Raw genomic sequence first — 12,712 nt, forward strand, 5'->3', positions numbered from 1 at the left:
CGATTGGGGTCTGCCGGCCAACACGCGTAGTGGGGCGTGAGGAAGGTGCCAGACCCGGACCTCCGGGGCCGGGTCTGACACCTTGTGCCGGAGGTCAGCCGCTGACGCGCAGGGTGCCGGTCACGGCCGGTGACGCCGCGCCGGTGGGCTGGTTGTCATAGACCAGCCTGCCGGTGGAATCCCATGCGCGCAGGCGCAACTGATCGATGCGGCCGACGGTGGTGCCGGAGTCGACCGCGGTCAGCTCGAAGGTCACCCTCATCTTCCCGGCCTTCCCGGCCTCCCCAGCCTTCCCGGCCTTCCCGGTGGTGCCGGTCCCGCGCAGGGTGGCGGTGCCGTCCACCGCCACCAGCACCTCGTACGAAGTGCCAGTCAAGGTGAACCCGGCAGCGGAGTACCGCAGCTCACCCTCCGGCCCGCCCTTCTTACCCCGGTAGCGGGCAGTGACGGTGAGGGACGCCCGCCCCGCCTTGCCGCAGTCGGCCTCCAGCAGGCAGGACCCCGCCGGAGAAGCCACCATGCCCGCACCCGCCACAGCACCGGCCCGGTCATACACCCGCACATACGCCTTCCGCCCACCGGCGGTGTCGGCCGTCGCCGCGGCCTTACCGCCGTCGGTCACTGTGACCGCCACCGGGTAGACACCCGGCTCGGTGAACACATACGGCAGGCCGACCGTGCCCGTGCCGGCGCCCTTACCCTTGCCGGGGTGCTCACTCAGCGCGCCGGCCACCTTCTCCGCCCCGACGGTCCAGGTCGCGGTGTGGCTGTCACCCGTGCCGGGGTCGGCGAACGAAGCCGCCAGCAGCACCGGCTCGCCGACCTTTGCCACCGCGACCGGCTCCTTGAGCGTCACCACCGGCGCGGCGTTGGTCACCTGCACCTTCACACTCGCGGTCCCGGTGGCGCCCTGATTGTCGGTCACCGCCAAAGTGACCGTGACCTCACCACTGCCGGTGAAGACGTGCTCCAGCTTCAACTGCCCCGCGACCAGGGCCAACGGCTGCGGGCCGGTCCCGTCCCCGTAATCCGCGGTGAACGTCCAGGAGGTGGAGTCGGGGTCGGTGAACGAGCCCTTGCCAACCCAGGTGCCGCCCTGGGCGATGGTGGCCGGGCCGGTCAGCGTCACGACCGGCGCCTTGTTTTGCGGCTGCCCCGGCGCGACCGTGACACCGAACATGCCGCTCGCCTCCAACCCGCCGTCGTTGACCTTCACCGTGACGGTGTAGCTGCCCGCGGCGGCCCACTGGTGCTCCAGCGCGATCGACTGCCCGCTCACCGCCACCGGCCGCACGCCGGTCCCGTCCCCGTAATCGACCGTCGCCGACCAGGACGTGGAGTCCGGGTCGGTGAACGTGACCGTGCGCTGCAGCTTCTCCCCCACACTCACCTGCGCGTCCGGGCCGGCGCTCACCTGCGGGGCGGCGTTCGGCATGGCCTCCTCGATCACATAATCGATCAGCGCGGAGACCGCGGTCGGGTGCTTGTCATCCCACAGCAGCACCAAAGCCTTCCCCGACACCGGTTCGGTGAAGGTCCTGGCCGGCGCGCTGATCGTCCCGCCACCCGGCTCGGAAATCACCTCCGCGTCCACCGGCGGCCCAGCCCACGACACCTGGGCGGTGTGGTGGTCACCCGTGTCCGGATCGGTGAACGTCACCCGCAGCGTGAACGGCTCGCCCACCGTGCCCTTCAGCGGAGTCGGCGGCACCACGATCCTCGGAGGGGTGTTCCCGATGCCGCTCCCGGCCAGAGTCACCGTGTAGGTGACCCCCTGGGTGGTGGTGAAGGTCAGCTTCCCACTGGCCGGCCCCTCCTGCGTGGGAGAGAACCTCACCGTGACCGTGCACGCGGCGTCCACCGCCAGCTCCGCTGGGGGGCAGTCGTCGGTCTGCGTGAACGGTCCCTCAACCGTGATGTCCTTGAGCGGGATCGGCTCGTTGAGCCGGTTGGTCAGCGTCACCGTGTGGGCGGAGCTGGTCGACCCCACCTGCACCGGGTCGGCCCAGGTGATCCCGGTCTTGTCCAGCAGCGGCCGCACCGTCGCCGTGGTCGAGGCGACGTTGCTCGCCGGCTTGGGATCGCCCACCGCCAGGCTCGCGGCGCCGGCTGTGGCCTTCAGCTCGGTCCCCTCGGCCATGCCGGCCGGGATCGTGGCGGTCACCTCGACGGTGGCATCCCAGCCCGGCTCCAGCTTCGCCACCGTGTTGCGGAACCCGCCCTGCAGCGGGGCGCACTTACCCCGCCAGGTCTCGCACACCGCCGTACCGGCGAGCACGCCGGGGATGAGGACGTCCAGCCGCACATCGGTCGCGGTGTCCGGGCCGGTGTTGGTCACCGTGGTCGTCCACGTCACCGTCCCACCCGGCCCGGGCTCGGCCGCCGACACCGACTGCTCCACCTTCAGATCCGCCTGCGCGGTGGTCGGCGTCAGCAGGAACGACCGCGCCGACTCGGTGAAGCCCGCCGACGTGGCCGAACGGTCGCGGACAACGCCCTGCGCCAGGATCTGACCCGGCGAGTTGACATCCAGCAGCACGTTCAACCGCATGCACGGCTCGATGGTGTCGTCGATGTCCTGCGGGCACATCGGCCGCGGCAGCAGGTCCGCCAGCTTGTACATCTGACCGTCCAGCCACACCGCCGGCACCGCGGCAACCGGCTCACCGGCGAAACCGGCCACCAGCCCATGGTCGTTGATCGCGGTCGCCGTGCCCGTGCCCAGATCCGTCCGCCGGCCGTCCCGCCACGTATACGCGCTGAAGGTGACCTTCTCACCCGTGTTGCAGTACCCGTAACCGGCGAGCACACCGGTGGCGTTGATGTCCCGCGCGAAGCCGCTTCCTGCGCCGTCACAATCGGGAAGCTTCAGCTTCTGGATCTCCCCATCTCGATAGACGGCCGGGTTCCACCCGGTAGGACCGGCGGCGTTCCGCGACGTCACCCAGCTCCCGGCGACCTCGCCTCCCCTGTTGATATGACCGCTGTCGGTCCGCGCGTCGAAATCCGGCTCCTCAGGTAGCCGGATCACAGCCCCGTGATCCCACATCACGTAGGGATACGCGCTGTACCCCGCGTACATCGAACCGAAAATCTGATCGTCGTCGTTCAGGTCAATGGCGAGGCTGCTCGTGAGCCGCGGACTGTCGGCCGGCTGCAGGTCCGTCACCGCACCATCACGGAATACGACAGCATGCTGCAAGTTCACGTAGCCGCCGGCGCCATCCTCGACCGTCGTGGAAGCCCACCCCGAGACGTTCCCGGCCTCGTTGATACCCGTGGCACCCACCGCGCATGCGAGCCTGCCAGGGCCATCGGTACACGGCAGATCACCCAGATCGGTGAACGCGCCGGCCTCCCAGCGCACCGCACGGCTCTTGTGATCCTTGTCCTTCCCCGTGGCAGCGACCTGACCGCGATCATTCAGCCTGGCCGCCTTCGTGTCCCCCGGGTCACCTCCAGGCAACGCACCCAGCTCGGTCACCGTGTAGGAGCCGAACCGCGCCACCACCGTGTGCGGGCCGTCCATCGTGATGGTCAGCGACCCACCCGGCCGCTCCTCACCATCGACGGTCCACCCGAGCGGAATCCGCCCCACATCGGCGGTCACGGTCAGCGTCACCGTGGTGCCGACCCGGTAGGTGTCCTGCGCAGGCGACGCCGCGACCGAACCCCCCGGCTGCGCCGACACCGTCAGCTCGAACTCCCGCAGGTCGGGCTTTGCCACCTTGACCACGTCATGTGCGGTCCGCATGCCCTTGGCCGTGTCGGCCCGCACCACCGCGGCGTACGCCCCGTCGGCCAGCGGCTCGGTCGTCGCACCGTAGAGCCCGTCGCCGGCGGCGCCGTCTCCGCTGTTGCCGTCGTCGTTCAAGATCAGCTCGACGTGGGGCGTGTCCTGCTCCCCGATCAGAATCGCCTTCACCGGCGCACCGGTCACCGGCTGACCGTCATCGGTCACCGTGGCGGTCATCTTCACCCGGCCGTCGTCGGACGGCTGTTCCACCTTGCTCGTCACCTTCACCGCGTTACCGGTGATCCAGGCCACCACATCAGCCGTGACCGGCTCGGAGCCCGTGTTGGTGACCTCCAGCTTCCACACCCCCGCCTGCGGCTTGGTGACGCTCAACCCCTGGATGGGCTGTTTGGCCGCGTCACTGCCGGCCGCGTACGACGCGGCCTCCTTACCCGACGGGTCACGCAGCAGCAATCCCACCGTCTCGGGCAGTGCCCCGGTGACCCCGAACGCCGAACCCGCGGGAACATCCAACGGCACACTCGCCGTCGCACCCGGCTTCGCCGTCACCGACGCCGTGGCGAATGACGAGATCCCGTCGATCCCCGCACCGGCATCGGAATCGGAATCGGCACCATCCACGGCTGCGACTGCCGCACCGGACTCCGCACCGGACTTCGGGGCATCGCCCCGCTCGCGTGCGCCGTTGTCCTTCAGGTAGGGCAGGCCATCAGGACTGTCGTTGCCGACCAGCAACGAGGCAAGCCGCGGCTTGACATAGGAGAGGAAGTCCGCCGCTGAACCGGGCATGTCATTGTGGCCCGTGCGCGTGGTGACGGCATCGGTGTACACGAAATGCGCGCTGCGGACGGTGACCTGCCCGTCACCATCTCCCGCGTCTGGCATGTCACAAACGGCCTTGCCCACACCCGCGAGACTGGACGCCGTCACGCCCTTGAGGTTGGTGACCACCAGGTTGAAGGTGCCTTCCATGAACTTCACCGTGCTGTGCAATGTGGCCGGCATCGGAATGGGAACGCCCATCGCCGCCCCGGCCAAAAGCGCGTCAGCACAGGGAGTTCCCCTGTTCGGGGTGCCCATCTGCAGCATCCGGTTCACCACCGGCTTACCCGCCACCGTGCTGGGCATCATGTACTGGATGTACCGCCGGGTGATCACGCCGCCCGAGTCATGGGCGACGACATCGACCTGGAACGCGTGCGTCTTCTGCCGCACTCCCTCGATGTAGATGTCCAATTGCTGGGCGTTTTCCTCCTCGGTGTAGGTACGCTCGGCCGGCTTCGACTTGTTACCGGTTTTCAGCTTGTCGGCCGGGTATCCCCTCAGCAGCGGGTGCGCGGACGCCAGGATGGTCGCGTAGTCGCCCCACGTCTTTGCCGCGTTGCTCAGATAGCCGTGCACCAGAACCACGGGCTTCGGCCGGACGGTCACGGATACGGCGCCGGTTGACACTGGCGTCAGTTCCCCCCAACCGCCAATGAAAAGGTTCGCCTCCAGTCGGCGGTCCGAACGCGCTTTGCCCCCCTGCCAGGCAAAACCCGCGGTGTCCCAGACCACTCGCTTCGTGACGGTCTGATGCGGGGCAAGCGATAGTAAGAACCCTCCATCGCGCAACCACGTTTCGGCCCGGTCCTCGCGCAGCCTGAGCCACCCGTACGTGGGGTAGTCGCTGGGGTTGGTGACCTGGACGGTGACCTGAACCTCGTTGCCGTCGACCGTCCCGTCCTCCGGTATCGGAACCCAGGCCTCCGAGGGGTACAGCCGTGTCTTCAGGGCTACCGACTCGATCTCGGGGAGGCCGCCTCCCAGGTCGAGCACGAAAGCATGGAACCTTCCCCCATTCTTGGGCTCCATGAAACCGCCGATCTGCCCCGCGTCGTTGATGCCGGTGGCGTAGACCAGGGTGAACGGCGTGTCGGCCGGCAGCAGGGTGTTCAGGTCGACGGCGCCGCCATTCACATACAGGGCCGCGTGCTCGTCGACGCGCACGCCGTCGGGGAGGAGGTGATTGACAACCCCGGCCCCCATGCCGGCGTTGTTGATCGCCAGCACGTCGCCGCCGAGATTGCCAGGAGTGCGCATCTCGATCGGCATGCCGTCCTCATTCCAGATGAGGGGGACATGGTTGGTGCCGTCCATTCCGACACCGGCGACCTGCCCTCGGTCATTGATATCGCGGGCCATGGCGTCGCTACCTGCGGAGAACCGCAAACGATCCGTGACGGGGTTGAGCGGGACGCCCCACTTTCTGATGCGGAAGGCGACAGCACGAGCGTCGTCCGGATCAGAATCGTCCACAAAGGTGCCGACCACCTCGCCACGATTGTTCAATGAGCTGGCGGAAACGCTGCGAGGTTTTAATCCTTTGTCGATCCTCAGCATCGAACCGTCGTCGAGATCATACACGTAGTTATTTCCCACGACCCGATTCACATCGTTGATGGCCACTGCTGGGGGCAGGCCCAGCTTGGTCGCCACGCCGTCCTTGAAGGCGAACGCCTGCGCTGGCTTTGCCGTCTCTCCGGGAACAGCCTCCTCGTTGTAAAACCCGATCACCGTGCCCTGAGAGTTGACGTCCCAGGCAAAACTGCTGCTCCCTGTGCCGAGGCCGAGGCTTGCGTGAATATCGGTGACGGACCCTTCGGAGAGCAGGACCGCTTTGTCAGTCCCGCTGACCGTGTCTGTGATCGCCGTAGCGAGCTGGCCTCGGTTGTTGAGGAATCCAGTGCGTCTCCCTGCTCGGGCGCCGCCCTTGAGGCTGCCCAGATCGATGAGCCGGGGTCCACCGCTGACGGCTGTCGTCTGACCAGCGGTTTGAGGCGACTGTGGCTGTGATGCGGCCACCGCCGGCGTGGCTATGGCCGGGGAGCCGGCCACCACCACCGCGGCGAGCAGGGAAAGTGCGGTCCACCGGACGGAGGCACGAGTGGATAAGTACGTCAAGAAGAGACTCCGAAAACGCGGCCATGCCCACATGGCATGGCATGGGAATCACGCGGCGACTGGCGCCGCGGCTGGGGGGATTCGATCGCGTATGTGATCACGCCCCGAACTCCTGTATCTGCCGGGTGAAGATCCGGCTGGATAACCAGTTCAAAGATGACTCTCCGAAACCGAGGCCGCGTATGGGGCACGGCACAGGAATGTCGAATAGGGCTTGTTACTCGGCAACTCGAGGCGGAGCCTCGGAAGTGGACACAGGTTGTCCAGACTCGCCCGACGGCGATGTAGGCGCCTCCTTCAAGGCCTCACCCCCGGATATTGGATCGATCAGTTCGGCCACAAAGATTGCCGGTCCTGCATGAGAGTCCCTGGGGGCGACTGGCCGAAATGCCATGACAAATCGTCCCCGCCCGCCATCGGGCCACTAATCGACGGCAGGTGGTCTCAAGGCGCTCTCAAGGACGACGGGTAAGCCCAGGCGGGATCGAATCACTCGGTTCCGCGATACGAGCGCGAAGGCCCGGGATCACGAGCTGGCTGTACTGCCCAGGCAGGTTGTGACACGGCTGATGGGAGCTGGCCGTTCAGCGCGGCGCGGAACGTGAACAGGAGACGCGACCATGTCAGGGATGGCAGCGACGAACTCACCCGGTGCCAGCACCGGCCTGTGGGTCGACGACCTGCGGCGGACGTTCCGCGGCCGGCGTTAGAACGACGGGTCAGGTGAGGCGGGCGGCGAGGGCGGCCAGGCTGTCGACGACCATGTCGGCGTCGGTGGCCCCCGGCCGGGCCGCGTGGAGGTAGCCCCACGGCCCCCGGCGCAGCAGCGCGGTCCGCATCCCCGCCCGCCTGGCGGGGAGGACGTCGTTGTCGAGCCGGTCTCCGACGTAAAGGATCTCCTCCGGGCGCCGGCCCGCCACGGCGGCGACCTTGGCGAAGAACTCGGGAGCGGGTTTCTCGACGTGCCAGGCGGCCGAGGTGTGGATCGCGTCCACGGGCAGGTCCATGGCCAGCAGGGCGTCGTACGCCTGACGCGGCTGGTTGCCCGCGATGATCAGCTCGTACCCGGCGGACCTGAGCGCCGCGAGGCTGCCGCGCACGTCGGGGTAGAGGTCGTCGCCGTCGAAGTTCTCGCGCAGGCCGTCCGGGTCCGCACGGCGCCATGCCTCGATCTCGGCGTCGAGGTCGAGTCCCGGGCGGATCACCTGGAACGCGTCCGCGTGCGGGCGGTCGAGCGCGGCCATCCCGCCGAGGACGCCCATGAACGTCAGGCGGGGCACCCCGAGCCGGTCGGCCCACCGGGACCAGATCCGCGTCTCGTCGATCAGCGTCTCGCCGACGTCGAACACCAGTGACCGGATCACGGCCGCTTCCACGCTTTCCCCACGCCCTTCCATCACAACTGGCCCGTCACAACTGGTCCATCGCCTTGCGGATGCGCTTCTCCGAGATCGGGGACGGCGTCCCGAGTTGCTGGGCGAAGAAGCTGACCCGCAGTTCCTCGATCATCCAGCGGATCTCGCGTACGGCCGGCGCGTCCCGCTCCATCGGTTTCATCCGGTCGAGCAGGTCGCGGTAGTCGTCCTCGACGTCGTGGACCTTGTGCATCCACTCGCGGTCGCGGTAGGGGTCGTCCGGCAGCTTCTGCAGGCGGCGCTCGACCGCGCGCAGATAGCGGTGCAGGTCGGTCAGCCGGGCATATCCGGTCGCGGTGACGAACCCGGGGTTGATCAGCCCGTCGAGCTGTTCCCTGATGTCGGCGACCGCGTCCGCCGGGCCGGCGATGGAGTTCTGCACGGCGTGCCAGGTCGCCAGGACCCGCTCCACCTTGCCGACGACGTCCTCGGTGGTGTCGTACAGCCCGGCGCGCACGTGGTCGTGCAGCCGCCCGAACCCGGCGGCGTCCCACGCCGGACCGCCGGCCTGGGTGATCAGCCGGTCGGCGGCGCAGGCCGCGCAGTCGTCGAACAGTTCGGCGGCGCCTCCGTGCGGGCTGCGGCTGAGCGCCAGCTTCTGCGCCGTGGTGAGCCCGCGCAGGATGGCCTTGGCCGGGTTGACCGAGCCCAGCAGGAGCAGGCGGCGGGTGCCGTCCCACATGGCGCGTCGCTGTTCGGCCTGGGTCTCGAACATCCGCACCGCGACGCCGTCCTTCTCGTCGACGAGCGCGGGGTAGGCCCTCATCCTGCCCTGCTCGAACACCTGGGGCAGCGTGCCGATGGTCCACTCGCGCAGGCCGGTGCGTTCCAGGTCGTCGGCCGCCTTGGACAGGGTCGCGCGGAGCTTGGGCGCGAGCCGCCGCTTCAGCCCGTCGAGGTCCTTGTCCTCGGCGATGGCGTGCTTCCTGTCGTCGATCACGCGGTACGTGATGCGCAGGTGGTCGGGCACCTGGTCGGGGGCCCAGGCGTCACGCGGGATGGTCACGCCGGTCATCCGGTGCAGCTCCCGCTCCAGCACGTCGAGTAGCGCCTCCGCCGGGGCTCCGCTCTCCTGCGTCGCGGAGGACACCCGCTCGAGTACGGCCTTCGCGTAGTTGGGGGCGGGCACGAAGTTGCGCCGCAGGTGCTTGGGCAGCGACCTGATCAGCGCGGTGACGAGGTCCTCGCGCAGCCCGGGGATCTGCCAGTCGAACCCGGCCGAGTCGACCTGGTTGAGCACGGCGAGGGGGACGTGCACGGTGACGCCGTCGGCGTCGGTGCCCGGCTCGAACTGGTAGGTGAGGCGCATGCGCTGGCCGCTCTGCCACCACGCGTCGGGGTAGTCCCCTGCGCTGACGTCCGCGCTCTCGTTGACCAGCATCTCGGGTGAGAACGTGAGCAGGTCGGGCTTGGCGGGGGCGGTCTTCTTCCACCAGCTGTCGAAGTGGCGCCCGGAGACGACATCGGCCGGGATCCGCTGGTCGTAGAAGTCGAACAGCGTCTCGTCGTCGACCAGGATGTCGCGGCGGCGGGCCTTCTCCTCAAGCTGCTCGACCTCCTGGAGCAGCTTGCGGTTCTCGTGGAAGAACTTGTGGTGGGTCCGCCAGTCGCCTTCGACGAGCGCGTGCCGGATGAACAGCTCGCGGCTCAGCTCCGGGTCGATCCTGCCGTAGTTGACCTTGCGCTCGGTCACGATCGGCACGCCGTACAGGGTGACCTTCTCCAGGGCCACGACGGCGGCCTGGTCCTTCTCCCAGTGGGGCTCGCTGTAGGTGCGTTTGACCAGGTGCTGGGCGAGCGGCTCGACCCAGCCCGGCTCGATCTTGGCGTTGACCCTGGCCCAGAGCCGCGAGGTCTCCACCAGCTCGGCCGACATCACCCACTGCGGCTGCGTCCTGGCCAGCGCCGACCCCGGGAAGATCGCGAAGCGGGCGTTCCTCGCGCCGATGTACTCCGTGATGGGGCGGCGCGGGCCGTCCTGCTTGCGCGCGCCCTTCGACTCGACGTCCTTGACGCCGATGTGCGAGAGCAGCCCGGACAGCAGTGAGACGTGCACCCGCTGAGGGTCGGCGTCCACGCTGTTGAGGACGACGCCGAGGTTCTTGGCGACCTGGCGAAGCTGGCTGTCGATGTCCTGCCACTCGCGTACGCGCAGGTAGTTGAGGAACTCCGCGCGGCAGAGCCGGCGGAACGCGCTGGAGGACAGCTCCCGCTGCTGCTCCCTGACGTACTTCCACAGGTTCAGGTAGGTGACGAAGTCGGATTCCTTGTCGGCGAACCTGCGGTGCTTCTCGTCCGCCGCCTGCTGCTTGTCGGCCGGGCGCTCGCGCGGGTCCTGGATGGACAGCGCGGCCGTGATGATCATGACCTCGCGTACGCAGCCGTTCTTGTCGGCTTCGAGGACCATGCGGGCCAGCCGGGGGTCCACGGGAAGCTGCGCGATCTTGCGGCCGACCGGGGTCAGCCCCTTGGCGTCGAGGGCGCCGAGCTCGTGCAGCAGGTTGACGCCGTCCTTGATCTGGCGGCTGTCCGGCGGCTCGACGAACGGGAAGGCCGCGATGTCGCCCAGCCCGAGCGAGGTCATCTGGAGGATGACCGACGCCAGGTTGGTACGGAGGATCTCCGGATCGGTGAACTCGGGCCTGCCGAGGAAGTCGTCCTCCGAGTAGAGCCGGATGCAGATGCCGTCGGAGGTGCGGCCGCAGCGTCCCTTGCGCTGGTTGGCGCTCGCCTGCGAGATCGGCTCGATGGGCAGCCGCTGCACCTTGAGCCGGTGGCTGTAGCGGGAGATGCGCGCGGTGCCGGGGTCGATGACGTACTTGATGCCGGGGACCGTGAGGGAGGTCTCGGCCACGTTGGTGGCGAGGACGATCCTGCGGCCGCGGTGCTGCTGGAACACGCGGTGCTGCTCGGCCGCCGAAAGCCGGGCGTACAGCGGGAGGACCTCCTCCTGGCGGCCCTTCAGCGCGTCGGCGGTGTCGCGGATCTCCCGCTCGCCGCTGAGGAAGACGAGGATGTCCCCGGGGCCCTCGGCGCACAGCTCGTCGACCGCGTTGACGATGGCCTGGGTCTGGTCGTCGTCCTCCTCGACCGGGCGGTGCCGTACCTCGACGGGGTAGGTGCGGCCGGAGACCTCGACGATCGGCGCGTCGCCGGCGGCGGAGCCGAAGTGTCGCGCGAACCGCTCGGGGTCGATCGTGGCGGAGGTGATGACGACCTTGAGGTCCGGCCGTCTGGGCAGCAGCTGTTTGACGTAGCCGAGGATGAAGTCGATGTTGAGGCTGCGTTCGTGGGCCTCGTCGATGATGAGCGTGTCGTAGCGCAGGAGCAGCGGGTCGGTCTGCATCTCCGCGAGCAGGATGCCGTCGGTCATCAGCTTGACCAGGGTGCCGTCGCTGGAGTGGTCGGTGAAGCGCACCTTGTAGCCGACCGCGTCGCCGAGGGGGATCGACAGCTCCTCGGCGATGCGCTCGGCCACGGTGCGGGCCGCGATCCGCCGCGGCTGGGTGTGGCCGATCAGGCCGTGCACGCCGCGGCCGAGCTCCAGACAGATCTTGGGCAGCTGGGTGGTCTTGCCGGAGCCGGTCTCACCCGCGACGATGACGACCTGGTTGTCGCGGATGGCCTCCAGCAGGTCGTCCTTGCGCCGGCTGACCGGCAGCTGCGGCGGATAGGTGATCGTGGGTACGGCGTCACGCCTGGCCGCGACCCGGAGCTCGGCGGCCTCGATGTCGGCGGCGATCTCGGCGGCCACGGCCTGGCGTGCCTTGCCGTCCCGTATCTTGCGCATGCCGTCGATGCGCCGGCGGAGCCTGCGCTGGTCGCGCAGCATCAGGTCAGGCAGGCTGCCCTGCAGATCGGCGAGCGAAGTTTTCATCCCGCCGTAAGCATAGGTAAGACCAGGTATGTCTCCGCCACCGGATTACGTGCCAATGATCGACGGCTCAGGCCGGACGGGCCGGCTGGTACTTGTAACCGACGTTCCTGACCGTGACGATGCGCCCCGCGTGGCGGCCCAGCTTCCTGCGTATCCGCAGGATGTGGACGTCGACCGTGCGTGCGCTCTCGTCGCCGTACCTGTCCCACACGGCGGCCAGGATCTGGCGGCGGTTGTAGACGCGCCCGGGTGCGGCGCACAGGTAGTCGAGCAGCTCGAACTCGCGGTAGGTGAGCTCGATGTCCTCGCCGCCCACCCGGACGAGCCGGGCCGCGCGGTCGACGACGAACTCGTCCGCCCCGAAGTCGCCCGCGTGCCGTGCGGTCTGTGCGGTGGGTACGGAGCGGATGGCTTGGACGGCCTGGGAGGGATGGACGGCCTGGGAGGGATGGACGGCCTGGGAGGCCATGGCCGGTTGCCCGGACGGGGGGACGCCCGGGACGCGCCGCGCGTCCTTCGCCCGCGCCAGCGGGACGACGTGCCCGACGATGATGAGCGCGGCCTCGACCCCCGGGATGGGGACGACGCTGAGGACGGTGCCCTCGTCCTTCCCGATCGGCTCCTGGACCGGATCTCGGGTGACGAGGTCGATGATCTCCGCCTGCGACATTGCCTTTCTCCTTCAACCTGGTGACGTACCGGATTCTGTGGAACCGGTGA

At 68.6% G+C, this 12,712-nt stretch carries 4 protein-coding genes; all 4 read right to left on the minus strand.

The annotated features are described in order from the left end of the window. Nucleotides 1–94: 94 nt before the first annotated feature. The 4 genes from IMZ11_RS25010 to IMZ11_RS25025 all read right to left on the minus strand — a co-directional run bounded on the left by IMZ11_RS25010 (nt 95) and on the right by IMZ11_RS25025 (nt 12,662). Complete coding sequence (locus IMZ11_RS25010; protein ID WP_228644785.1) at nt 95–6,700, minus strand: PKD domain-containing protein; 6,606 nt, start codon at nt 6,698–6,700, stop codon at nt 95–97. 719 nt (nt 6,701–7,419) lie between these two features. Then, nucleotides 7,420–8,097, minus strand: coding sequence for an HAD family hydrolase (locus tag IMZ11_RS25015; protein ID WP_374462693.1), 678 nt, complete (start codon nt 8,095–8,097; stop codon nt 7,420–7,422). A 13-nt stretch (nt 8,098–8,110) separates the two neighbouring features. Continuing rightward, on the minus strand, nt 8,111–11,992 hold the full coding sequence (gene hrpA / locus IMZ11_RS25020) for an ATP-dependent RNA helicase HrpA (protein WP_228644786.1): 3,882 nt from the start codon (nt 11,990–11,992) through the stop codon (nt 8,111–8,113). 67 nt (nt 11,993–12,059) lie between these two features. After that, nucleotides 12,060–12,662, minus strand: coding sequence for a winged helix-turn-helix domain-containing protein (locus IMZ11_RS25025; protein ID WP_228644787.1), 603 nt, complete (start codon nt 12,660–12,662; stop codon nt 12,060–12,062). Between the last annotated feature and the right edge of the window lie 50 nt (nt 12,663–12,712).

Origin of the sequence: Microtetraspora sp. AC03309 (assembly GCF_020826795.1) — a bacterium.
Classification (GTDB): domain Bacteria; phylum Actinomycetota; class Actinomycetes; order Streptosporangiales; family Streptosporangiaceae; genus Microtetraspora; species Microtetraspora glauca.

Excerpts from the sequence above, each read along its gene's own strand:
- hrpA (WP_228644786.1), bottom strand. The coding sequence starts at position 11,992 with ATGAAAACTTCGCTCGCCGATCTGCAGGGCAGCCTGCCTGACCTGATG.
- IMZ11_RS25015 (WP_374462693.1), bottom strand. The coding sequence starts at position 8,097 with ATGGAAGGGCGTGGGGAAAGCGTGGAAGCGGCCGTGATCCGGTCACTG.
- IMZ11_RS25025 (WP_228644787.1), bottom strand. The coding sequence starts at position 12,662 with ATGTCGCAGGCGGAGATCATCGACCTCGTCACCCGAGATCCGGTCCAG.